Source organism: Pseudoalteromonas sp. P80D2, assembly GCF_036680945.1.
Lineage (GTDB): Bacteria > Pseudomonadota > Gammaproteobacteria > Enterobacterales > Alteromonadaceae > Pseudoalteromonas > Pseudoalteromonas shioyasakiensis.
In genome coordinates this window covers 46,871-72,714 of record NZ_JAZDAR010000015.1, presented here as the reverse complement: position 1 = coordinate 72,714, position 25,844 = coordinate 46,871, and the positions used below count along the sequence as shown (strand labels likewise).

Annotated in this window: 12 protein-coding genes; 1 reads left to right on the top strand and 11 read right to left on the bottom strand. The window is 40.0% G+C overall.

The window, feature by feature from the left end:
• Positions 1 to 3: 3 nt before the first annotated feature.
• The 5 genes from VRK28_RS00390 to VRK28_RS00370 form a co-directional block, all read right to left on the bottom strand.
• Positions 4 to 417, bottom strand: a complete 414-nt coding sequence (locus tag VRK28_RS00390; protein ID WP_276319705.1) for a response regulator — start codon at positions 415 to 417, stop codon at positions 4 to 6.
• 66 nt (positions 418 to 483) lie between these two features.
• Positions 484 to 4,374 carry an ATP-dependent RNA helicase HrpA gene (hrpA, locus tag VRK28_RS00385; protein ID WP_062566997.1) on the bottom strand — a complete coding sequence of 1,297 codons (3,891 nt, stop codon included), beginning with the start codon at positions 4,372 to 4,374 and terminating at the stop codon, positions 484 to 486.
• Positions 4,375 to 4,443: 69 nt separating this feature from the next.
• On the bottom strand, positions 4,444 to 5,316 hold the full coding sequence (locus VRK28_RS00380; protein WP_062566998.1) for a peptidylprolyl isomerase: 873 nt from the start codon (positions 5,314 to 5,316) through the stop codon (positions 4,444 to 4,446).
• A gap of 91 nt (positions 5,317 to 5,407) precedes the next feature.
• Complete coding sequence (tamB, locus tag VRK28_RS00375; protein WP_062566999.1) at positions 5,408 to 9,094, bottom strand: autotransporter assembly complex protein TamB; 3,687 nt, start codon at positions 9,092 to 9,094, stop codon at positions 5,408 to 5,410.
• Entirely contained in the window at positions 9,094 to 10,821 is a 1,728-nt protein-coding gene (locus VRK28_RS00370) for an autotransporter assembly complex protein TamA (RefSeq protein ID WP_253109203.1), read from the bottom strand. Before VRK28_RS00370 ends, tamB begins: the two co-directional genes overlap by 1 nt.
• A gap of 171 nt (positions 10,822 to 10,992) precedes the next feature.
• Between VRK28_RS00370 and VRK28_RS00365 the strand changes: the two genes are divergently transcribed.
• Complete coding sequence (locus VRK28_RS00365; RefSeq protein ID WP_062567001.1) at positions 10,993 to 11,325, top strand: ribonuclease E inhibitor RraB; 333 nt, start codon at positions 10,993 to 10,995, stop codon at positions 11,323 to 11,325.
• A 26-nt stretch (positions 11,326 to 11,351) separates the two neighbouring features.
• Here the strand turns inward: VRK28_RS00365 and VRK28_RS00360 are convergent, their stop codons facing one another.
• The 6 genes from VRK28_RS00360 to VRK28_RS00335 all read right to left on the bottom strand — a co-directional run bounded on the left by VRK28_RS00360 (position 11,352) and on the right by VRK28_RS00335 (position 25,658).
• Positions 11,352 to 13,097, bottom strand: coding sequence for a DEAD/DEAH box helicase (locus VRK28_RS00360; RefSeq protein ID WP_062567002.1), 1,746 nt, complete (start codon positions 13,095 to 13,097; stop codon positions 11,352 to 11,354).
• A gap of 68 nt (positions 13,098 to 13,165) precedes the next feature.
• On the bottom strand, positions 13,166 to 13,471 hold the full coding sequence (locus VRK28_RS00355; RefSeq protein ID WP_054564036.1) for an H-NS histone family protein: 306 nt from the start codon (positions 13,469 to 13,471) through the stop codon (positions 13,166 to 13,168).
• Positions 13,472 to 13,581: 110 nt separating this feature from the next.
• On the bottom strand, positions 13,582 to 17,736 hold the full coding sequence (locus VRK28_RS00350; RefSeq protein WP_332393078.1) for an ATP-binding protein: 4,155 nt from the start codon (positions 17,734 to 17,736) through the stop codon (positions 13,582 to 13,584).
• 243 nt (positions 17,737 to 17,979) lie between these two features.
• On the bottom strand, positions 17,980 to 20,646 hold the full coding sequence (locus VRK28_RS00345; protein WP_054564038.1) for a TonB-dependent receptor plug domain-containing protein: 2,667 nt from the start codon (positions 20,644 to 20,646) through the stop codon (positions 17,980 to 17,982).
• A gap of 292 nt (positions 20,647 to 20,938) precedes the next feature.
• Positions 20,939 to 22,879, bottom strand: a complete 1,941-nt coding sequence (locus VRK28_RS00340) for a S9 family peptidase (protein ID WP_062567004.1) — start codon at positions 22,877 to 22,879, stop codon at positions 20,939 to 20,941.
• A gap of 115 nt (positions 22,880 to 22,994) precedes the next feature.
• Positions 22,995 to 25,658, bottom strand: coding sequence for a TonB-dependent receptor (locus VRK28_RS00335; RefSeq protein WP_062567005.1), 2,664 nt, complete (start codon positions 25,656 to 25,658; stop codon positions 22,995 to 22,997).
• Between the last annotated feature and the right edge of the window lie 186 nt (positions 25,659 to 25,844).

The following is a 25,844-nucleotide window of genomic DNA, read 5'->3' as shown; positions in this document are numbered from 1 at the left end:
CTCCTATACCAGTGTTTTTATTTTCTCTATTAATGTTTTAACAGAAAAAGGCTTCACTACATAGGCGTCACACCCGGCATCAAACCCTGCTTTTTGTTCAAGCTCGGTTTCAAGGCCAGACACCATGACAACAGGAATTTGCTCTGTTTCTGGGGTGTTTTTTAGTAATCGGCAGGTATCATAACCATCTAAGCCCGGCATACACACATCGAGTAGTATAGCATCCGGCGGCTCAGCAATAGCCGATGTTAAACACGATGTGCCTGAGTTTGCATAGCTTAACGAAAACTCATTCCCAAGGCTTGCTTTGAGCATTTCAAAATTAAAATATTCATCATCGACGACCAAAATAGTTGGTCGCGGCCGATTTACCGTACGCTCAGAAACTGAGATAGGTCTTTCCTTTTCAATGCCCACATAATCTCCTTTTAGCATCTGTGTTTGTAACTTAAAGCAAGGAGGCGCTAACCTCATTCCTTAGTATTATAACTCACATTCTTTAATTGCGTTTAAAACACGTTTAGCAGATACAGGATAAGGCGTCCCTAGTGTTTGTGCAAATAAAGAAACACGTAACTCTTGTTGCATCCAAAATATCGCACTGATCTCTTCAGGAATTGGCATTCCCTTAGGGATTTTGCTCGCTAATTTTTGATATTGCTCAGCTACTTTATCAAGCTCAAGCACACACAACCTATCACGATTAGGATCAACAGGTAGCTTTTCTAAGCGGCGTTCAATGGCTTTTAAGTAACGTATTAAATCTGTCATTTTTGCTGCGCCGTGCTGGCTTACAAAGCCTTTGAACACTAAGCTTTGTAACTGTGATTTAATATCACCGTGCGCCGTGATCATGGTTAAATCAACGCGTCCTTTCATACGTTTATTTAAGCCATGAGCAATACTCAACACTTGCTCTACTTGGGTAGCGATCTCAACAACCGTATCACCAAGCTCACCGCGAATTTGCTCTTTCGCTTTTTCAAACGCATCTGCAGTGCGGATATTGCCATATTTAATTAATAAACTATCGACGGCTGCAGCGATACAGTCATCAATTAAGTCATTGACCTTACCAAACGGATTAAAGTACAAACCTAATTTAGATTTGTTTGGTAAGTTTTGTTGTAAATACTTAATTGGTGATGGCACGTTTAATAACACTAAGCGACGTAAACCTTGTTGGTGCGCTTGCTGTGCTTTGTGTTCATTATCAAATAGCTCAACCGCGGCTGAGTCTTTTTTATCCACCAGCGCTGGAAACGCCTTGATTTCATATTGACCTTGTTTTTTCACGTAAGAACTTGGGAGTTCACCAAAACTCCACTCGGTTAAATCAGCTTTCTCTATGCCCTTGTCTGCTACTTTCGATAAGGTATCCGTTACCTTACCTTGTAACTGGGCTTTTAGTTTAGATAAATTTAAACCGCGAGCGAGTAACTTATCGTGTTCATCGCGTACCTCAAACTGTAAGCGTAAATGCGGAGCAAGGGTTGATAAATCCCATGCATCTGGCTCAACACGTACACCTGTCATACGTAATAAGCGCGTGCTAATTGCATCAATTAAGTTGCCTTGCATTGGCTCGATTGCAGCAAGTACCGCATCGGCGTAATTTGGCGCAGGCACAAAGTTACGACGAATTGTTTTTGGTAGCGACTTGATAAGCGCACAAATTAACTCATGCCTAAATGCAGGAATATGCCAATCAAAACCGGTTTCTTGTACTTGGTTTAACAATGCAACTGGAATTTGTACCGCAACACCATCAACGGCTTGCCCTGGATCAAAGTGATATGCCAGTGGTAATAATAAGTTCTCTTGCTGCCAAGTATCTGGGTAATCAAACTCGGTAACATGATCAGCACCATGCTGCATTAATTCTTCTCGAGACATGTGCAAAAAGCGCTTATCTTTTTGCTTTTGCCCTTTCCACCACTTATTAAACGCGGCACGATTATTTACATCTTGTGGAATTTTCTTGTCGTAGAATTCAAATAGAGTTTGTTCATCAACTAAAATATCACGGCGGCGAGATTTATTTTCAAGAACCTGAATATCTTCAATTAACTCTTGGTTATATTGTAAAAAGCCTTCATTTTGACCCAGTTCTTGCTCTACTAAAGCGGTGCGAATAAACAACTCGCGACTTACTTTTGGATCAATATTGCTGTATACACAGCGGCGCTTATTAACAATTAATAGGCCATACAAGGTTTGCTGCTCAAACGCGATAACTGCACCCGGCTTTTTCTCCCAATGCGGTTCGCTGTAGCTGCGCTTTACTAAATGCTGTGCAAAGCCTTCAACCCATTTCAAGTCTATGCGCGCGTTGATCCGCGCATAAAGCTTACTGGTCTCAACAAGCTCTGCCGACATAATCCATTTTGGGCTCTTTTTAAATAATCCTGAACCTGGGAAAATATGGAATTGGCTGTTGCGAGCGCCTTTATAAATTTGTTTTTCATCTTTAAAACCAATATGACTTAACATACCGCTTAATAAAGATTGATGAATTCGCTCGCTATCAGCAACATTGGTAGTGGCCTTCATGCCCATTTCATTACATACCGTTGATAGCTGATAAACAATATCTTGCCATTCGCGAATACGCATATAGGCTAAAAAGTCCTTTTGGCATAACTTTCTAAACTGGCTATTGCTCAATTCAGATTGCTGCTCTTCAAGGTAATTCCACAGATTTAAAAAGGCGATAAAATCTGAATCAGGGTCATCAAAACGGCCATGCTTTTCATCCGCTGCACCGCGTTTTTCTTGTGGTCGCTCCCTTGGGTCTTGAATCGACAATGCCGCAACAATAATAATCACTTCACGCAGTGCGCCTAAGCCATCAGCCGTGAGCACCATTTTTGCTAGGCGCGGGTCAACAGGTAAGCGGCTTAAACTTCTTCCTGATTTAGTAAGCTCAGTCTTTTTATGACGTTTAGCAGGCTTAATTGCTTCGAGTTCTTCAAGTAGCGTTAAACCATCGTTGATATTGCGACTATCTGGCGCTTGCACGAACGGGAACTGCTGCATGTCGCCAAGCCCTAAACCAAGCATTTGCAAAATAACAGAGGCTAAGTTGGTGCGTAAAATTTCAGGATCAGTAAACTCTGGGCGCGAATTAAAGTCTTCTTCGCTATACAAACGAATACAGATACCCGCTTCAATACGACCACAGCGGCCTTTTCGCTGATTGGCACTGGCTTGTGAAATTGGCTCAATCGGTAATCGTTGTACCTTGGTACGATAGCTATAACGGCTGATGCGCGCGGTACCTGGGTCGATAACATAGCGAATACCCGGCACCGTTAGTGACGTTTCAGCCACATTGGTGGCTAAAATAATATGACGACGGCTGTGCGGCGCAAAAATTCGGTTCTGTTCAGCGTTTGATAAACGCGAATATAGCGGTAAAACATCGGTGCCTTTAAGGTTTCGCTTTGATAACGCATCAGCGGTATCGCGAATTTCTCGTTCACCGTTCATAAAAATCAGAATATCGCCTGGGCCTTCATCGCACAGCTCATCAACGGCATCAAAAATACCCTGTAATTGGTCACCATCCGCTTCCATCTCATCTTTGTTGATTTCAGTGGTTGGTCTATAACGAACCTCTACTGGGAAAGTTCGACCGGATACTTCGATGATAGGTGCATCATCAAAATGTTTAGAAAAACGCTCTGGGTCAATTGTTGCTGAGGTAATAATAACTTTTAAGTCAGGACGTTTTGGCAGTAAATTTTTTAAATAGCCTAAGATGAAATCGATATTCAGACTACGTTCGTGGGCTTCATCGATGATGATGGTATCGTACTGATTTAGGTATCTGTCTTGTTGAATTTCAGCCAGCAGAATACCGTCTGTCATCAATTTAATGTAACTATTGTCAGAAACTTGGTCACTAAAGCGAATTTTAAAACCCACTTGTTGGCCTAGCTCGCATTGCATTTCTTCTGCAATACGATTCGCGACACTTCGAGCCGCGAGTCGGCGAGGCTGGGTGTGACCAATGTATCCATCAACACCGCGGCCAAGCTCTAAACACATTTTTGGGATCTGCGTCGTTTTACCTGAGCCTGTTTCACCGGCGATGATCACTACTTGGTTATTGGCGATCGCCTGTTTAATGTCATCTTTCTTTTGACTAACAGGAAGTTGTTCTGGGTAGGTCACTTTAGGCAAGGCAGCCAAACGTTGCTCGCGCAATTGCTGCGAACGGCTAATATCTTCTGCTATTTTTTGCGCTATGCTCGCTTGCTTAGTTTCATCGTTGATTTTTTTAATGCCATGAAGGCGTTTTTTGAAGATGAATTGATCTTTGCGTAAACACGTTTTTAATTCGCCGAACAGCGGACCTAGGTTAACCACCCGATACCCTTATATTTCTTAACCAATAGACTGATATTGTATCAAATAATCTATCAGGTGGTCATGGCTTTATTTAATCCGTTCGGTTGGGATTGGCATTGCACAAACATCGATGTAATCAGGGCTTTCAACAAACCATGCTTCTACTCGATTTTTACGTGCTTCGATGAGGTCTTTAAAGGCATTTGAGTCTGTTTTCATCACCCGAAATTCACTGTTATCAGTATCTTTAATATCTGCTAATACTTGCATATCTGTGATGGGGTTAAATGGCTGACCTTCAGTGGCTTTACGCTGCAATAGATTAAAATGCTCCATGCCTTCTAAAACACGACCAAACACGGTGATATTACGGTCTAAATAGCGCTGGCTATTGCCGATGGTGACATAAAACTCGGTACCACCGGAATTAATATCATTACCGCGGGCCATAGCAAAAATTCCTGGGCAATGTACTTGCCATGTTTCGGTTTGGCTTTGGTTTTGTGCCACAGCAAAGCCATTTAAAAAGCCCGTTTTAGCGGCATAGCCATCAGGCCCTTTAAGCTCTGTAATCGCTAAAGGAGCCTCGGTGCGTAGATAAAACTCAGCAGGTAACCCTTTTTTGGCATTTTTAACAGGTTTACTTTCGCTGGCATCCCCGCCCTGCGCAACAAATCCTTCAACAAAGCGATATACACTTAGGCCTTGATAAAACCCTTCTTTGGCAAGCTGTCGCATGTTATTTGCGTGAATAGGCGCTAGTTTATCGTTTAGTTCGATATAAGCAGCCCCCGTAGGTAAGGTTAATTTAATGACGTTTTCGGCACTGACTTTTCGCCACTCACTACTATTTGCGGTTTTAATAATTTCGCCAGCAGAACGTTTTTGACTTGTTTCTTTTGCAGCAATTGGTGCAGCTAAAACTACGCCAAGGCACAGAGTTAATAGACTTAATTTCATTGTTATTATCTTTTAAGTAATTGACAATTCAGCCTATTAACTTATGCCCTAATAAGCAAGTAAAAGCGATGTTTGATCACAAGTAGAGGTATTAGTCCCAATCAAATTTATAAAGAATATCAACATTTTGATAAAGGCCGCTGGTGACCTCAATATACAATTGCGACAACAATTGATAACGAACGGCCACTTCACTTAGTGAATCAAAAATGCCAACACTGTATTTCACTTGAATACCCGGTGTAACGTAGCCAGATATTTCAACTTTGGTGTCATCCCCGCTGCCGCTTGAACTTAAGCTGACATCAGACAAACCAAAGCTTTCACCGATTTTAGATACTACACCTTCACTACGGTTTACACCTTGGGCAAGCAATAATTGGGTGAGCATCGCATCTGTTGAACTATCTCCTTCATCAAGAGGTTGCCCATTTAATAAATAAGCCAATGCTTGGGCTTGGTCCATCGCAGGCTCTGAGAATACTTTTAATGAAGGCTGTTCAACATTACCAGTTAACGTAATACCCGCAATCACGCCATTCGAGGTGTTGTCTGGATTACGAATTGCTTTAATGTTCAAGTACGGTTTATCAATTGAGCCACTAAAGCCCACCTGACCGGTACGAATTTGCAAGTCTTGACCAAAAGCACGATAGGTACCTTGAACTAGGTTCAACTCACCCGTTGCTATCATCGGCGTAACTTGGTCCATGCTGATGTTTATGTCACCTTCAACTTTCGACTGTAAGCCAAACGAGTCAACGCGCACATCATTTTCAACCAACACCTTTAAGTTAATAGCATAATCAAAGGGCACTTTTTCTGACTGTTGCTGCTCAATATCAACAATGACTTCATCATCGCTGACTTGCACAGCACCTTCTGGTAGCTCTTCAATCGCAATACGTCCCCATGGCACGACGACTTGGCCATCAAGATTAAACGCATTATTTTTTAACGACATAGTTAAATCTGGAGACACTTTAAAGGTGACATCTTGCTGAGCACGCACAAAAAACTCTTTACCGTTTAATCTCACGTCAACGTCCGGTAAATCTTGCTGCCAATCAACACCGCCAGATAAATTAAGCGCGCCCCCTTCGGTGTCTTTGAGCTCGCCAGTGAGCTTTGCACTTTGGTTATTAAAGGCAATGTTCACATAAGAGTTTTGCAGCGACACCGGCAAGGTTGCCCCTTCTAGATTGATTTTTTCGACATCAAAATCTCCATTGAGTAATGGCTCTTTTAAAGTACCTGCGATTGCTAACCGGCCTTTTATGTCGCCTGTTAGTTGCTCAAGTGATGCAATAAAGGGTCGTAAGTTTGTTAACTCAATTTTCTCAATAACCAAGTCGCCCGCTAAGGTCTGTTGATTTTGAATATCATCAATGTTGAGCTCTGACGTCACTTTACCTAATACAGATGAATCAATAGTGGCATTAAGTTTACCCGTTTGCGCATCGCTCATTGCCGAGATATCTAAAACCTCTATCGGTAACTTATAAACATTTGCGTCATCAATTAAAGATGCTTCAAGCTGGTTGGTTTTGATATTGGCACGAATCGTTTTCAATGCACCATTATTCCAATTAGCAACAAACTCCCCATTTGCATCGCCTGTTACTTTCAAGTTATCAGGTAAGAAGTGTTTAAATTCAGCAATAGATAGTGCTGCAAGCTGTGCATTTAACTGGCCTAATTGCTCAGTTTGCTGCAAGGTCTCAAAGCATAGTTTTGAGTTATCACTTTGCCAGCAATGCGCGCCTACATTAAAGTCAAAGGTTTTGGTATTTACTTGAATATTAACCGGTTTATCAGTGCCAAAGCGTACTTGATTATCGGTAACAAGAATTTGGCTTAGCGCACCTTGCCAGGTCTCTTTATTAAATTTACCGTCTACATCAAATGATGCCTTGCCTTGATCTGCATCGAGTAAAAAAGTTAAATGATGATCTGTTTTATCGCCACTGGCGTCTAACTCAATTTGATTAATTTTGTGTTCGCTAATCGATGCAGAATCAAGCACCAGTGACACATCCGTTTGCCAATCTGCTGCGTAATCAAATTGCCCTTTTAATGTTAAACCATCAACCTGAATATCTTGATAGCTCAATGTATTAAGGACTAGATTTAAATCAACCGTTGGCGCAAGACGCTCACCACGAAAGCTCAAATCAGCAAAGCCCTTGCCTTGCATAGGCAAGATATCTTGACCACTTGCATCTAGACGCAATTTACCGTCTACACGCCATACGTCATCCACTTGTCCGGATAACGCAATTTCATTTTTACCGCTTTTCACTTCAAGTTTGTTAAAACTCGCATGCAAGCTGCTATCAAGTTCAAAATCCGACAACAAGGTCACTGGCACTTCATTAACTGAACCATTTAATTGGGTGTTATCTAAGGCAAGCTGCCACTCACCTGCCTGTAAATTAAATGAACCATTAAATTCACCAGATAAATCACTGCTTAATGCATCCGTTAAGTATTGGGCTTTTAAGTGGCTTAAAACCCCTTTAAACTCGCTTTTTACCCCGTTCGACCAATCAACTGATGCGTTAATGTCTGCTTTACTGTCATTAGCATTGAGGCTTAACTGCTCAAGTTTTGCGTTTGTTAAACTACCCTTTAATTGCGATCTCACAGTCATTGCAGGTAATGCGTCTAACTGCGTTACTAGGCTCAAACCGACAGCATAAGCATCGGCATGGCCTTTGGCTTTTAAATCAAAGTCTGATAATTGCAGCTGTTGTGTATCTGTCGTAATTTGCCACTTTGCTATCTGGCCTGTTAAATCAAATGGGTAATTTGTTTGTTTTAGGTTCACAGCCCCTTTTAACTCTGCTGGGTACGCTCCTTGCGTTACTAATTCTAACGTTAAATCCTCAAGCGGGCCTGAAACCGATAACCTAGCTTGATGCTCAGTGCTTTTTACAGACACTGCTCCCTCAATTGAATTTTCACCCGAAAGCTCTGCCATTAAGTTAGAGTGCAATTGCCATTGCTGATAACCTGCAGCAAGCTTTTCAAGATTAATATCGCTTCCTTTGGCTGACGCAATCAACTCGATATTTTCAATAAGCTGAGCCTCTTCTGCGCCATAAGGGGTAACAGCAACTTTACTGATTTGAAATTGCTTCAGCTCAACATTAATCGGGAGCGTAATATCAAGTGCTGGTAATGCTGGAAGCTCTGTTAATGGCGTTGATTTAGGCTGCTCTTTTGCTTGATGTAATAACACATCAACATCAGCAATGGTCAGTGAATCCACTGTAATATCCGATGCTTCGCCGCGACCATTTAAGTTTAATTTGTTGACTGTTACATCGGCACTCGGGTGCGCGAGATTAAAGCGATTAATTGCAACTCGCTTAACAGCAACTTTCATTGGTAAGTTGATTTGACCAGCTTGCTCAGCTTCAGGCTCTGCTTCAGTGCTCTGCTCAGTTGATACAGCTTGGCTTTTAATGCTTAGATCAATCGACTGGGCACTTAAATTATCTAGGCAGATACCATCACAACGCCACCAGAATAAATCAATTTTTAGCTGCTTTGCCTCAAGCTTGATGCCTTGATTTTCAAAGTGAACATCAAACGCATCGTTATATAAAAAACGCCCAGATGGCAGGTTGATTTTTAAACCATCAACTAACTTATTCGCTGTGTATGCAATAAAGTGATTACCGGGCGCGGTGAATAGCAAACAAAACACAATAACTAGCAGACTTGCCAACGTGATTGATAGAACCTTGGTTATCTTTTTTAACATCTTCATTAGATTTCAGGCCCTATGGTAATACTTAATCGGGTACTTTTGCTTTCTTTTGTTAAACCCCAAGCATGGTCGATACGTACAGGGCCAACCGGTGTTAAATAGCGAAAACCAAAACCGGCACCAACTTCGACGCGATCACTAAAATCATTAGTCGCAGTACCACTATCGACAAATAAGGCTGCGCGCCAATGTTCAGCAAATTGATAGTTATATTCAACAGTGCCACTCATTAAATATTTACCACCAATTAGGCGCCCTTCCCCATCTTCAGGGGAGATAGATTCATAGGCAAAACCACGTACACTCTGATCACCACCGGCATAAAAACGCAGTGATAACGGCACATCATTTATATTATCGACCAACATGGCACCTAGATTGGCTCTTAAAAACAGCATATGGCGTTCTGCAAAAGTAGTTAACCAGGCATTTTGCAGTTGTAAGCGCAAAATATTGGTTGAAGACATCATATCTTTTAAACCAAACTCTACTGACATCATCCATTGATAGCCTTCATAAGGCGTTGTGCCCCCCTCGGTGTCTTTTTTGGCATAACTAATACCAGGCATCAGCATTTTTGCGCTTTGTTCTTCATCCCCTATTCGATAGGTCTCGTAATCGCGTCTTAAAAAAGCAGTACGTACCCAATCGTCATCAGTGAGCCACTGCCGCTGAAGCTGCCCCGTGAATATACGGCTGTATAAATCATTGGTTAATTCATCTTCGAGCTTGTAACCCACAGAAAAGCGCCAAAGATCATCATTAGGGTCGTCAACTGGCACCGTATAGCCAAGTGAAATATCTTGCTGGCGCTCAGATACATTAAGGTTACTTTCTAAATAGTGACCATCTTCAGTGATCCAAGGCTTGGTCCATTTGAAACGGACTTTTGGTCCAAGGTCAGTGCTATAACCGCCACCCACTTCATAACTATTGGCAGGTTTGTGTAATACATCAACGTTGACAGGCACTTGGTTATTTTTACGTTTTGCAATATCTGCATACACACGAACACTCGCAAAGTAAGGGGTACTCGACAGTGCTAAGTTGTAATCAGAAACCTCGGTCGCTTTATAAGGCTGACCTTGTTTAAATTCAGCCAGCGAACGAATGTATTTTTCGGCTGGAGTCTCACTACCAATTGTGATGTCACCAAACTGATAACGGGGCCCAGTATCGACATTGAAAATGACTTTTGCGCTATTATTTTTTAGCGAAACTGCCAATTTATGCTCATGCCATTTTGCATCAAAATAGCCTAAGTCTAATAGTTGGCTTTCAATACGTTTTCTTGCGGCCTCATATTTACCGTGATTTAAAAAGTCACCTTGTTTGATTTTGATGCTGTTGACGGCAGACATAAATTCAGCGTCATCTTTACCGGCACCCGTGATAGTCACGTTAATATCTGCAATACGGGTAGCAGGACCACGTTGAACATCAACAATTAAAAGCTGCTGAGCATCATCGAAACTAATTTTGATTATCGGCTTATAATAACCAAGCGCCTTTAAACTCATTTCAACTTGGCTTTTAGCGTGACGCCTTAATGCCTTAGAAGTTTTTTCATCGACCAGTTGCTTAATGTAAAGCTCAACGTTTTTTTCGAGATCATCACTGATCCCTTGAATTTTATAATCTTTAATAACAGTTGAGGCACTAATTGCGTGCTGGCTGTATGAAAAGCAGATAAACACAAAGACAAAAAAGAAATGCCGAGTATACAAAAAATATCCTTACTTTTTTGGAAGAGTCATAATCTAAAATGAGTACAAAAAGATACTAGCACAGTGCAATAGCCACTGACATAATTGAAATGTTAAAATTAGTACGCGTTAAACAATTATTTTCGCTACAATAGCGGATAATACCTAGATTTATAATGAATGAGCGACTAAATGCACTTCCCTGATGACGAAAACGGTCAATTATTAGCTGAAATTGCTGACGCTGGTGTCGATTTAACCAGTATGCAAACTATCGATTTCTATATTCTTTTTGAACAAAAGCCTGAAGCAGAAAAATTTGCTGAAACCATTACAAGTGATGAACTTGCCCCTTCAACAGAGTTAGCCAAATGCCCAGATACAGGGGTGTGGGAAGTAATTACTCGTGTGAAGATGGTGCCAGATCACACCTTACTTAGCCAAACTGAACAATACTTAGAAAGCATTGCTAATAGCCATAATGGTTATGGTGATGGTTGGGGGTTGATGGCCGAAGAAGAATAAGCCATTCCCACAATCTCGTAAGGGGATCAATTTAATTGATTCGCCTTACGAAAATTGCCCTGATAATCAAATAGCTTTTCAGCTACTTTCCAACCGTATTTTTTATTTTTACGCGCAATCACAAAATCGGGGGCAAGTAGTTGCTGTTGTAAATTGACAACCTGCTCCGCGCTTTGCCAATCCATTGGGGTAAAACCTGGTGCTGCTCGCTTACCAAACTGCTTATTAAAAATAAATCGTCCGGTGTCATTTGCTAAGTTAAATACCTCATCACAACTGGCCCCATCTTCATCATAATAGCTAATTTTAAGTAACCCTTTTGCGAGCACCTGAGCTGACAAACCACTACACCTTAATACCAAGGCATCTTTTAAATTTAGTGCTTCTCGTAGTTTATCATCAGGGTCTGCCATCATGGCACCACAGGACTGACACTGCCTTGCAGCAATATCATTTTGTTCACCACACTGCTCACATTCTTTAAACCGAAAACGATAATCGCACTGTACTTGTTCTTCACCATCGTCCAGCAAGCCTTGGCAGCGCCTACCAAAATGCTCAACCACTTTGCCTTCGCTGTCTGTTTTACCCCAAAAAATATTCGCAAATCCACAGCCTGGACACAGCACTTGAACAGGCTCATTATCACTTTGCGCTTTTTTACTGCCGACCTCAGGGTAGAACAAATCAAAGCCGTTACCTGCATAATCAATCACTAAGCAGTCTTTTTTTCCTTCGCTTAAACGAAGGCCTCGACCAACAATCTGTTGGTATAAACTGACCGACTCGGTGGGACGTAGAATAGCAATATAATCGACATGAGGCGCATCAAAACCCGTCGTGAGTACAGATACATTTACTAAATACTTAATTTTTTTTTCTTTAAATTGATTAATAATTTGGTCACGCTCGTTATTATCAGTATCACCCGTGATAAGTGCCGTACTATCCTCAGGTAAGTAACTGGTAATTTCTTTGGCATGCATTACGGTTGCTGCGAAGATCATCACGCCATGACGCTGTTCACTGTATTCTATAACTTGCTTGATAATCGCTTTTGTTGCGCGTGTATTATCTTTCAATAACGCATTCATATTCTCAATACTATACCGACCAAATGAATCACTCGGTAATGATGAAAAGTCATAATGGCTAATGGCTGCATCGACTTCATGGGGCGGCGTTAAATAGCCGTTCTTGATCATATAGCGCAGTGGTAACTCAAAAATACACTTTTTAAACGGTGCATTTTTATCACCTCTAACAAAACCATGATAGTGATGATGGTAAACCCAACCCATCCCCATACGAAATGGTGTTGCGGTTAAGCCAAGTACTTTAAGATTGGGATTTTGTTTTTTTAGACTCGCTATCACCAGCCCGTACTGGCTTTGTTCATCACCGCTTACACGGTGGCATTCATCAATGATCAACAAAGAGTAAGCATCAGTGAGCTTTTCTGTATTGCGTGCCAGTGATTGCACACTCGCAAAGGTGACTTGCTCTGTTAAAGACTTTTGCTTTAACCCCGCAGAAAAAATACTCGCCTTAAAACCAAAGCTAATATATTTCTCGGCGTTTTGCTCTACTAACTCTTTAACATGCGCGAGCACCATAATCTTTTGTTTAGCAATGCGCGCAAGTTCAGCAATAACAAGGCTTTTTCCAGCCCCTGTTGGTAAAACAATCAGTGCGGCGTCATCTGTTTGTCGAAAGTGAGCAACCGTGCGTGCTACGGCCTCTTGTTGGTAGGGTCTGAGTACGTACTTCATGTTATCGGACTATAATCGACATAAAAAAGGGAAGCATACGCTTCCCTTGATATTCTTTAAAGCAAAAATTAAGCGAGGTGTTTTGTTAAATCGACACCTTGGAATGCTTTAGGACGTTTGCCACGGCCTGTCCATTCAACAATTTCGCCATTAAATTCGATGCGGTACTTTGGTTTTACCTTAGTACGCTTATCTGTTGAAGCAACATCTTGTAAATCTTCTAATGTAAGTCCTTTTTCTTTTAGTAGATCGAGTACTTCTTTTTTAGCTTCTTGCTGTTGAGTATATTTCTCGATTGCTGTGTCAATTAGCTGTTTTGCTTTTTCTAATTCAGATAATGACGCAGATTTCACAAAAGATCGGATTTCTTTCATTGAGAGCTCTCTTAAGTATTAAAAGTTAAGTTAAATGTTCAACAGTAGCTAGTATATGTGGATTTAATGAAATAATCTATTCCATGTTTATTTTTTATCCTATCTTTTTATTATAGCCATAGCTTTATTTTATCTATTACATCCCTTAACTCAGTAATTAATTGTTCCACTATTAATGTATCTTGCTGTTGATTAAAGGTATTTTCTGTTGTCACTATTAGCTCAGATAAAGGTGGGTATTGCAGCATAACAATAGCGCCTTTAAGTTTATGTATTGCAGCAGAAACCTTTTCTAAATTTTGAGCTTCCAAGTGCTCTTGTAGAGTATTTAAATCACTTTGCAAACTGTTAATAAATACGTCGGCAAGCATTTTTGCATCACTCTCATTACCAAAAACAGTTAACCAATGCTGCTTATCTTTTATACCTTGTAAACTGATATCAACGCCTTCACTGCTATTAGGCAAATCATTAGAGCTTAAATCTATAAACTCAGCTAGACGATTATATAATTCATTAAGTTTATAAGGCTTAAATAAAACACTATTCATTCCTGACTTTAATGCTTTGTTAAAACATTCTTTTGAATCATCAGCGGTAAAGCCAATAATTGGCAAATGTTTAAATTTTTCTTGATTACGTAATTGCTCCGTTAATTTAAACCCATCTAAGTCAGGCATATGACAATCGGTTAGTAATAAATCAAACTGTCCTGTTTCAAGTGCTCTGAGTGCAGCAATACCATCATCAACCATCACTGCTTTGATACCGAGCTTCTGGCATTGTTTTTCGAGTAATAATTGATTTGTTTTATTATCTTCAGCAATTAATATTTGCCCATGTAACTGAGCATTTTGCGCAGCCACCCCCTCATCATTGCTGGTATGTACATTATCTAAAAGCTCTCTTAGAGTATCTGGATATAATGGCTCTATAGGTAAAATATGACAGCTACAATTAGCCGGCCTATGCTCTTTTTTTGCACTTGCGACTAAAATGTAGTTGTTGGTTGCAGTACTGATTGATTGCAGCCAGTTAGCGCCCCACAACGTTTTAATATAGCTTTCATCAATAAGAATATTATCTTCCTGTGTAAATGCCTCTATATCTATTGGCCAACCTAATTGATGATGCTTTACACCCATATTAGCTAGATTATTTAATAACTGATGGTCTTGAGAACACACAGCCCAATTCACTGATACAGCCTGCAGTTTTTGTTTGCTGACGCTTTTAAGTGGCACAGCAATGTAAACATTGGTACCTTTACCAAAGGTACTTGAAATGGATATTTCACCTTGCATTGCTTCAACAAGTTGCTTTGCCAAGCTCAAGCCTAAGCCTGTACCTCCATGGCGACGTTGAATTGAGTTGTCAGCTTGCTCAAAAGGGGTAAATGTATGCGCCAACTGCTCAGCCGTCATACCTTTACCTGTATCTGATATTTCAATTTTTAAAGACTGCTTCTCAAATAACACATCGCAGCTTATTGAACCATTTTCAGTAAACTTCACAGCGTTATTTAAAACATTAGAGAGAACCTGCATCAAGTGGCTTATGTCAACAGAAGCTAAGGTATAAGCAGCTGTGCGCCATATCACGTTAAACTCAAGCCCTTTTTGCTTAGCTAGGTATTCATGGGCACGCAAAACACGACATAAATGTGCTTCTAGGTCGACCTCACGTAATTCAACTTCAATATTGCCTGTCGTGGTGTTAGCAAAATATAAAATATCATCCACTAATGTGCGAAGCTTGGTTACAGAGCTGTCAATGTGCTCAACTAGGTAATGCTGCTCTTCATCAAGCGGTGATGATTTTAACAACTCTATAAAGCCATTTACCCCAGACATTGGCGTTCTTAATTCATGACTCATAGTGGCAATAAAGCGGCTTTTTGCTAGATCAGCTTGATGTGCAAGCTGAGTAGCTTTACTTAAGTCTGCTTGTTGACGTTTAAGTAAGCTGATGTCCAGCAAGATCCCGTTCCAACGCACACCTTGCTTATCGTCTCGTTTATTAATTTCAGCATTAGCAATATAACGACACCAAATTTGCTGGCCGAGATTATTTATCCGAAACTCAATATCAATCAGTTTGTTAAATTTTGTCGCTGCTTTAAAACTCTTGGCGATTTGCACGCGGTCTTCATCAACAATAAATGGCGAGATACATCCCGTCATACCGCGCTGGTTAATCATTCGTGAAGTGACACCTAATAAGCTCTGCGCGCCCTTACTTATATAGGTATAACACCCCTCACCATTGTCATAATACTCATACTGGAATACGCCGCCGGGTATGGTATCTGTGATGGTTTGTAGAAGCTGTTGAACTGACTGATTCTCACGTTGTAAATGGCGGTGCTCAGTAACATCAGTAAGCACTGTCATGATACCTGCTAGTTCACCATCTAACCCCACATACGGCTTTTTAGTGTAAAGCAACTCCAGTTCTTTGCCAGATTTGTTAGTGTAATTAATATGCTGATTAATGACTTTGCCTGAATTTAAACTTTGTTCATTTTGTGAAATTAGTTTTTTTACAACTTTAATGTCGCCGCGCAGATATTGGTTATTTTCATCCCATAAGTGAGCAAAATTTTCTTTGTAGGCACGATTCCACATAACGCGTTTTTGATGCTGATCTTGAATCACCACCATAGTGGGTAAGTCATCAATGAGTTTTTGGGTAAAGTTAAGCTTAATCAATGCCACTTCTTCAGCTTCTTTACGCTTTGCAATTTCGCGATTAATAGTTAACCGCCAGCTAATAAAATAAATCACCGACACAGCGATTAAAATTAAAATAAGAATTGCCGTGGTATTCACTGTTTTACGGTCGTAGCCACGTTCAATACTAAAAATGCCATGACGGTTCACAACATAGCTAAAATCGTTGCTGGTCAGTGTTTTAAATAAGCTGTCTAGCAAAGTCGCAAACTCTGAAAAGTGCTTATTCACTAAAAAATAAATAGGCTGGGTATAACGGTATTTTGGATTAATATAAAACTCACCAATATAGAATTGGTTTAACTGGTATGCCGCAATACTTTGCGGCAATATCACAGCATCAATGTTGTCATTTCTCAGTGCATAAAATAGCGTTTTAATTGAGTCAAATGATACCGTTTCAACGAGTTCATTCGTTACAAGCTTTTGCTTAGGGTCAGCAAACGCTTCTAAATAACCAATTCGTTTAGTTTGGCTTGCTCGTTTAGAGATTAACACCATCTCTAAACTGTAGTGAGCAGGCAGTGCTATCAACACCCCCTCATCAATTTTAGTAGGGTTCATGGTCGGAATTAAATCAATTTTATTGGCTAAAAATAGTCGTTCCAACTCTTTCGAATTAGCCGCAGGTATATACTTAAACTGAAAGTCACTGCGCTGCGCTAAAAGCTCAAGAGTATCGTTTAAATAGCCATTAGCTTCCCCTAAATTACTTGTCGCATGAATTGGATATAAACCATCGACAAAAGAGAATGTCAGTAAGTAATTATTTTCTTCTTTTTTATCAATACGGTTAAAGTCACGCTTAAATTGACTATACGCTTTAGCGGCTAAATATTCTTCACTAGCAGAACTTTCCCATAATTGTCTCGTGGTTGGTGAAATAGCGGCTAATACCGAGTTAACCTGATTGCGTAATGCTGTTTTATTTTTATTAAACATTACATGCAAGGTTTCGCTCGATAACCAAACTGGGCTCACAACTTTCAGGTTTTCTTGAGAGCGATTTTTTAGTTGATGAGATAATACTGAGTAATCACCCATAAAGGCATCAAACGAGCCATCTGCTACTTTTTTAAAGGCGTCTTCGGGTTTTATAAAACGATTAATAAATAGCGCGCCATTTTCAACTAAATATTCACAATGTGAACTACCCGTTATGCACACCCAACGTAAGCTCGCTAAGTTTTTCAAAGCATCATTTGCAATAGACTGATTTGCGACAATACCTCTTGGCGCTTCCATGAAGGGTGTTGAAAATAAATAATGCTTTTTGCGTTGTGCGGTTTTATTTAGGCCTACAGCAAAATCGATCTCACCAACTTTAAGCGCATCTAACAACTCATCTAAACTGTCGTAAACACGGTATTCAAGATCGGCTTCAGCCAAGCGAGCGATTTCATTACTATAACCAACAATAACACCCGAAAACTGCCCATCAGCATCACGGGTATGGTAAGGAAAAAAATTATAGTTAACGATACCCGCTTTGAGTTGTGTGGCTAAGACATCGAATGAAAGACACAGCGTCAAAAACAACACTATGATTTTATGGAAATAACTCAACTTAAACATCGCTTTTATTAAGGTTTTTTAAGTATAAGAGCATAAATTGATTTAAACAACTGCACATAAATCTTACACAAGAGCTTAAGTAAATAATTAAGCCTTAAAAATTAATTATTTTATAATTGTAAAACCTGTAGTGAATTTTTTTATAAAATAAAAAACCCTGCAAGTGCAGGGTTTTAATATACAAGTATTTAAATCGTTCGTTTAGAACTTAAATTTGAAACCTGCATAGTACAGACGACCAACTTGACTATAAAGAGTGTCGTCGTAGTCTAATTCAGAGTTCAATACTGGATCTTTATCAGCTAAGTTATTAACACCTAGTGTTAGATCAAGGTTCCAAGGCGTTGCGTAAGTATAGTTAATATCGATAATGTTATACGAAGATAACTCACCAACTGCTTTGAACTTAGTACCTTCATCATTTGCATCTTCAGTTTCTTCAGCTGTTGAGGCAATGTGGTTCCAGTTTACGTTTAACATGTGAGCTTCGATATCCCATGTTAAGCCCCAGCTGATTCTTCTTTCTGGTAAACCAGCACGGCCAATTTTATCAACGTTAGGGTAACCGATGATATCTGGCTCTTCATAGCTAAGTACTTCTGACCAAGCAAACTTAGAGCGAAGTAGACCTGCGCCACCTAAGTCAAATACTGCGTTAAGTTTGAAATCTAAGCCATCTGTAGAGAAACCAGGAATGTTAGCCATTGGTGCAGTAACAAGTAACGAACGACCCGTTGGATTACCACCACGGTCTACAGATACTTGGTCATAACCAGCAGCGTTATCATTTGGATCTTCAGGGTCACCTAGAAGACCAGCTAACTCAAGGTCAAATACGTCTTGTGTAGATAACGAGCTAACTTGGTTAGTGATTTCGATATCATAGTAATCAACTGACATATCGATATTATCAGTGATGTTATAAACCATACCGAAACTTACACTTTCTGATTCTTCAGGTTTTAATGAATCAGTACCGATGAAGTAAGTTGTATGTTGTTGTGTACGACAATCAGAACGTGATGTACCTGCTGATGTACATACCACAACATCTTTAGCTGATGAAGCTGACTCTTGTGGTGCTTTATATAGATCTTCCAGCGTTGGAGCACGGAAACCTTCACCCCAAGCAGCACGTAAAACTAACTCATCAAATGGCTGGTATTTAAGTGAAACTTTAGGAACAAATGATGAACCTACATCGCTGTAATCATCATATCGAGCAGCTAAGTTTAACTCTAATGTGTCTACTACAGGGATTAACATTTCAGCAAAAACAGCTGATTCTGTACGGTCACCTGCCGCTGAACCACCAGCAGTACCAATGATGTTTTTCGCTTCGTTTTGAGCTTCCGCTTGGTCAAAGTAATCAGTTTCACGGTAGCTAGCACCAACATATAGGCCTAGTTCACCTGCAGGTAAAGTAGCTAACTCATTAAAGCTTACGCCTGCAGTTACTTCACGTAATGTACTACCAGAACGACGGTTACTATTTGCGGCGATATTAGCTAATTGAGTAGCATACGCAGATTGATCTGGGTCACGTGGATCCCAACCATCAATGATCGCATTTTCTACGCTTGGGCGATGAACATAGCCTTGACCCCACTCGTTCATTTCATAACGGTTGTAGTGTGCATCTACATGCCAATCAAACACTTCACCCATACCATTTAGAGATGCACTCCAATCAGCCATGTTGCTAACTTGCCAAGTGTCACGTGAAGTACCTACGTTATTAAAGCGGTAATAACCACGGTCGCCTTCATTAACAGCCATTAAGCCTTTTTCTGTGTCTTCAGCAAGCGCAATAGGGAATGTAAACCAGCCTGCTGCAGGTGCGAAACGACCAAAGCTTTCATTACGCGAATGTAATGAGCGGAAGTTAAAGATTAAATCATCATTGATGTCATAATCAAAGTTAACAAATACTGAGTCACGCTTTGTTGAAGCAGCGTCAGCAGCAACAGCAGTATAATCATAGTGACAGCCGTCGTCAGCAGGGAAATCTGGTGCATCATTATGATAAGCAAATGAATCACCGTACTGCGAACAGTCTTGACCAGTGATCATTGGGTTAAACTCAAATGTTTGCATATCTAGAATGTTACGGCCATACCAGCTTTGACCTGTTGTACCAGCGAATGTACCTGAACCATCGTCTGTTGCACGTGAGAACCAACGATCACGAGCAAAAATAATATCACGCTCATCATGCTCATAGCTGAATACTAGGTTAGAGTTTTCTGATTTAAGACCTGTGATAATTGAGAATGATGACTCATCACCACCGCCATCACGGCTCGGAGTACCCATACGACCCTGAACTTGAACACCTTCAAAATCTTTTCTTAAAATAATGTTAACTACACCGGCGATCGCATCAGAACCATATACCGCAGATGCGCCATCACCCATAACTTCAATGCGCTCTACAGCAGCAAAAGGAATGGTATTTAAGTCAGCTGCACCACCACCCATAACAGGTGAACCTGGCATTTTCTTACCGTTAATTAAAACAAGTGTTCTTGAAGAACCTAAACCACGTAAGTTTACTGTTGCCTGACTTTGCGCAGTACTACCTGATGATGGTTGAATCGAACCAAATGAGTTAAATGTTGAACGGTTTAATACGTCTGCAACACTTAATTGACCTGAATTATCTAAAGATGCACGGTCGATTACAACAACAGGGTTTGCACCCTCAATGTCAGTTCGTTTAATACGTGAACCTGTAACTTCGATTCGCTCAACTTTTTCTACACCTTCTTCTTCAGCAGCAAAAGACGAAGCTGAAAATGCAGCAGTTGACGCTGCACCAAAAGCAATCGCTAAGCGAACTGCTTTTGAAACTTGATTATTTAACATTTGATTCTCCCTGGTCATATCCATGTTATGACTTTATTAATTTATTTTACCCCTTAAAAAGGTACTAGTACCCCATAAGGGAATTAAATACTAATATTAGGGACAACTTTTGGTCAACAGTTTTTTAACCATTGTTTTTCAATGTAAATTTTAAGTTTCAAGTGTATATAAGATTAAAGAAAAATTTGATTACATATATTTCACATTAGTTTATATATTCGAAACAATAAAAAAACCCAGAACAAGGTTCGAGCCTTAATTTCTGGGTTTTTTATATTTTTTTGATAATTTATTATTTCAAATATCTAGCCAAAAAATTTTCCATTTTTGTGTAAAGCTCAACTTTATTTTCTTGCTTCTGAAAGCCATGACCTTCATTTTCTTTCATTATCCATTCATCATCTGACAAAATTACTCCTTTTTTTGCCAGTGCATCACGTAAATCAGTTGCGTGTTGCTTAACTACGCGCGGGTCTTTCGCACCTTGCACTATCATTAGTGGCGCTTTAATTTTATCAACATGTTGCAACGGTGACATTCGTTTCATTAGGGCTTCATCAGATGGATCACCAATCTGCATTTCAAGCACTTCACGTTGTGACTCCCAATGCTTTGGTAATGTATCAAATAATAAAGACACATCTGTTACGCCAACGTAATCTATTCCGCATTTATAAAGTTCAGGTGTAAACGCAAGGCCTGCTACTGTGGCATAGCCACCGTAACTCGCGCCATAAATACAGACCTTATTCGCATCTGCGATACCTTCTGAAACCAAATATTTAACGGTATCTGTAATATCATTTTGCATTTCAGCGCCCCATTTACCACCATAGCCCGCTTGCTGGAATTTGCGACCATAACCGCCAGACCCCCTAAAGTTAACTTGGACTGTGGCATAGCCTCTACTTGCAAAAAACTGGGCTTCAGGATTGAATCCCCAATAATCTCGAATTCCAAAGGGACCACCATGTGGATTTACGATAAGAGGTAGCTGTTTACCCGACGAGTTTTTAGGAATTGTGATATAACCATTTAATGTTAAACCATCTCTACTTTTGAATTCGATAGGCTGCATCGGCGACATCGCTTTAGGATCTATCCATGACATTGGGCTTAATAATGCTTTTAAGCTATTGTCATTTTTATTGAATAAATAATATTGGCCGGGATCAGTGTCACTCGCTGCATAGACAATATTGAGCACTTCATCATCAGAGCGACTGGTAATTGTCACAACTTTATCGGGAAATGTCTGCTTTAATGAGGTCATCATTTTTGCAGTCTGTTCATCGAAGTATACTTCTTCAGGGTATTTGTCATAAAAACTAATTGAAGTAAGCTTTTTACGCTTTCTCGAAAAGCTAAGCGATGTAACATCAACGTTATCATGGGCAAAAATTTGTTCGCCTAACTTATTCGTTTCTGGATCGAAATAAAAAACAGCTTTGGTATCACGACCTAAATCAGAAGCGACGAACAACCTTTTATTATCGAAATCAAATGCCAATGGTTCAATATTTGCTTCTTCGGCATTGTACTCTCGTAATACTCTGAATTTTTCTTCGCCTTTTCCTTTATATAGTAAAGTACCTTTTAAACCTTCAATCGTTAAAGCGCCACGTACCTCACCATCATGATCAAGCATCCACCCCTGAACGTTACCAGGGTTCTTTGCAAGTAAGTCCATCTTGTAATTACGTTCGTGTTTACGATCCCAACGGCTGTCGATTGGCAGTTTATATAAATCTGGAGCAACAATGTTTCGGCCGTTATATTGCACCAGAATATGCTTCGGATCATCTGGTAATAAATGCACAACTGATGCAGAGCGGATACCTGATGCGCCAACTTTTGATCCGACTAACTGCACGACCTTCGCACGTTTCTTATGGGCATCAATTGTATAAATACTGAATGCTTCATTACCATTACTGTCTAGTGTAAAAATAATGTCATCATTATTCGCCCAAGAGAAACTATTGATATCTTGCTCATCAAACTTTGTTATTGGCCTCGCATTTTTAAAGCCATCAACTTCCATTACAACAATATTTCTACGCTCGTTAATTGGCGATAAAACCGCAAGATACTTACCATTTGGAGAAAGTTGCAAATTAGAAAATTTAGGTGTTTTAAAGAAGTCCTCAATTGGGATGTCTTGCGTTTTGGAGCCGACACTCATAGATAAACTGAGCAAACTACTCAAAAGTAAAAACCATATTATTTTCATTTTAATATTCCCTTTAATTATGACGATAAATGTTTGGGTTATTTATAACTTAGTACTTTGCATAAAAAAACCCTGCTACAGCAGGGTTTTAAGAGCTTATACTAATTATTTTAGCTTAGAATTTTTGTTCTAAACGAAGGTACATTGAACGACCTGTTTGATCGTATAATGACCAGCTTGAATCACGGTAATCACGGAAGCCGTCATACCAAGAAGGTGCTTTCTTATCAAATACGTTGTTAACACCTACAGAAATTTTAGTATTTGTTGGTGCAGTGTATGTGAACTGAGCATTATGCTTGAAGTATGAAGGAACGTCAGCAAGGTAATCAACACCCCACTCTTCGTTACCTGACTCTTGAGCGCCTACGTAGAACATAGTCCAAGAAGCACTGTAATCTTCATAAGAATAGCTAACACCTAAATCAGCTTTCCAATCTGGGTAATCTTGAAGACCAGCATAATCAAACGGTTCTGCATCTTTGTCAGCTTTCTCTTCAAATTCCATAACTTTTGAAACGTTTAGCATTACGCCAAAGTCACCGAAGCTAGTTTCATGCTTGTAGCGAGTTGAGAAATCGAAACCAGACGTTTGTAGTGATGCTTTATTGATATAACCTGTGTAGATGTAATCAATTTGGCCAGTACCATTAGCACGGTCGATAGCATCTGGTGTAGAACCTAAACCACCTTCTTCTTGTTCAATACGTAGAAGTTCAGTTGTGCTTACGTCATCGATACGGTTTTCGTAGCTGATATCGTAGTAAGTTAATTCTACTGCTAAGCCATCAACGATATCCCATACGAAACCAAGCGTCGTAGAGTCACCCGTTTCTTCAGTAAGGTTTGCATTACCACCGAACCATGTCGCTACTTGCTCACCAGCGTCAGAACAATAACCTTCTAATGATTGACCAGGGTTAGCATCACACCATGCTGTATCACGAACAGTTGGGAAGCTTAATGCATAAGACTGGAACATTTCGCCCATGTTAGGAGCACGGAAAGACTCACCCCAAGAACCACGGATTAATAATGTGTCAGTTGGGCGCCAAGTAACACCTACTTTTGGAACAACCTTATCAAATGTAGTGCTCTTTTCACCAAGGTTAGTCATACCTGACTGTTCGTATTTCTCATAACGACCAGCAACAGTTACATCAATTTCGTAAGGTAAGCTTGCTTGAATTTCCATGTATGCAGCAGTACGGTCACGAGTTGCATATACGTCATCGCCGCCTGAACCGCCTGAGATGAAACCATTTGCAGACTCAGGATCAGATACTTGAGTGAAATCAATTTCTTCAAATTCTGCACCAACAACACCAGCAATAACGAAATCACCGTTATCAACGAATGTAGTAGATACTAAACCATCAATTTGTTGGCTTTCGTAACGACCTTCATAAGTACCTGTATGCGCTGCATATTGGTATAAGTCTGTAAGTTGAGTATTCCACTCTTCGTAGCTCATGCCAGTAGTGTTAAGAATATCATATTCACCAGAGTCAATTGCGCTTTGTAACATTACGTCATTAACTAGGTTGCTACCAAAAACATTTGTTTTAGAGATGCTGTTTTGATAGTTGATTTCCCAATCAAAACCATTACCAATATCAGTGAAGCCTTCAAGACCTAATACGATGTCTGTAGTTACAACTTCTGTTTTTGTATCACGGTTACCAATTGGCACAGAACGCATGTAAAGACGGATATCTTCATCTTCTGGGTTATATTGGTTGTCAGCATCCATCCAAACTGCACCGGTAGATACTGGCGTACCTGCGTAACGAGAGTTTGTTTCGTTGAAACTTGCCATTGCACGACCAACAAAGCGAATGTTGTCAGTCAATTCATAGTTAAAGTTAGTTAAGAATGAGTTGTTTTCTACGTCTGGGTAGAATTTTGTAACGTTACCGTAATTGTATAAACAACCACCAACGCCGTTCTCATCCATAGAATTTACGACGTCAGCTGTTTGGTCACAAAGCTCAGGGTTAGAGATATAGCTACCCGCACCACCGATTCGGTAGTTTGGAACATGGCTATAACCGCTGTACGCACCGTAAGTTGGATCGTCCATCGCCCAAATTTCTTTGTCGAAGATTGCATTGTCACGTGAGTTTTCATACGTGAAGATGATGTTACCTTTTTCAGATGTGTAACCTGAAGTAATTGAGAAAGTTTTGCTTTCGCCACCTTCAACTTTAGGTACTTCGTAATCGTATTTTACGCTAACGCCATCAAAGTCTTTTTTAGTGATGATATTGATTACACCAGCAACTGCAGATGAACCATAAACAGCTGATGCGCCATCGCGAAGAATTTCAACACGCTCAACAACAGCCATTGGGATGATTGATGTATCAGCCGATGAACCAGAAGATGAACTTGTACCAGGCATACGACGACCATCTAATAATACAAGTGTCGCGTCAGAGCCAAGGCCACGTAAGTTAATGTTAGAAGAAGCTGCACCACCAGCACCGTAACCAGATACACCTTTCCAAGAACCGAAAGAGTTAGAAGCAAGGTTATTTAAAACGTCAGCAACTGTAGGCTCACCTGAAAGGCTGATTTCTGCCGCTGATAAAACGGTAACTGGAGAGCTGTTCTCAAGATCTACCTGCTTGATACGTGAACCAGTAACTTGGATACGCTCAACTTTTTCTGCGTTTTCTTCATCTGCAGCAAATGTGCTTGCAGAAAATGCAGCTGTAGAAGCTGCGCCAAAAGCGATCGCTAAGCGAACAGCTTTTGAAACTTTATTATTTAACATTTGATTCTCCCTGGACCATGTTATTCATGGAATATTTATAGTTATTCAAAAAAAATGCATATTAGGCAGTAATTTTGAGCTTTGATAATAATACTCGCCACTCTTAAAGGTCAACACTTCGCTAACTCAAAAGTTCAATTTTTAACAATAAATAAAACACTAACCAAAATAATAAAACATAATTAA

Coding starts and splice junctions, on each gene's coding strand:
- VRK28_RS00365 (WP_062567001.1), top strand. CDS start 10,993: ATGCACTTCCCTGATGACGAAAACGGTCAATTATTAGCTGAAATTGCT.
- tamB (WP_062566999.1), bottom strand. CDS start 9,094: ATGAAGATGTTAAAAAAGATAACCAAGGTTCTATCAATCACGTTGGCA.
- VRK28_RS00345 (WP_054564038.1), bottom strand. CDS start 20,646: ATGTTAAATAATCAAGTTTCAAAAGCAGTTCGCTTAGCGATTGCTTTT.
- VRK28_RS00340 (WP_062567004.1), bottom strand. CDS start 22,879: ATGAAAATAATATGGTTTTTACTTTTGAGTAGTTTGCTCAGTTTATCT.
- VRK28_RS00360 (WP_062567002.1), bottom strand. CDS start 13,097: ATGAAGTACGTACTCAGACCCTACCAACAAGAGGCCGTAGCACGCACG.
- VRK28_RS00380 (WP_062566998.1), bottom strand. CDS start 5,316: ATGAAATTAAGTCTATTAACTCTGTGCCTTGGCGTAGTTTTAGCTGCA.
- VRK28_RS00335 (WP_062567005.1), bottom strand. CDS start 25,658: ATGTTAAATAATAAAGTTTCAAAAGCTGTTCGCTTAGCGATCGCTTTT.
- VRK28_RS00355 (WP_054564036.1), bottom strand. CDS start 13,471: ATGAAAGAAATCCGATCTTTTGTGAAATCTGCGTCATTATCTGAATTA.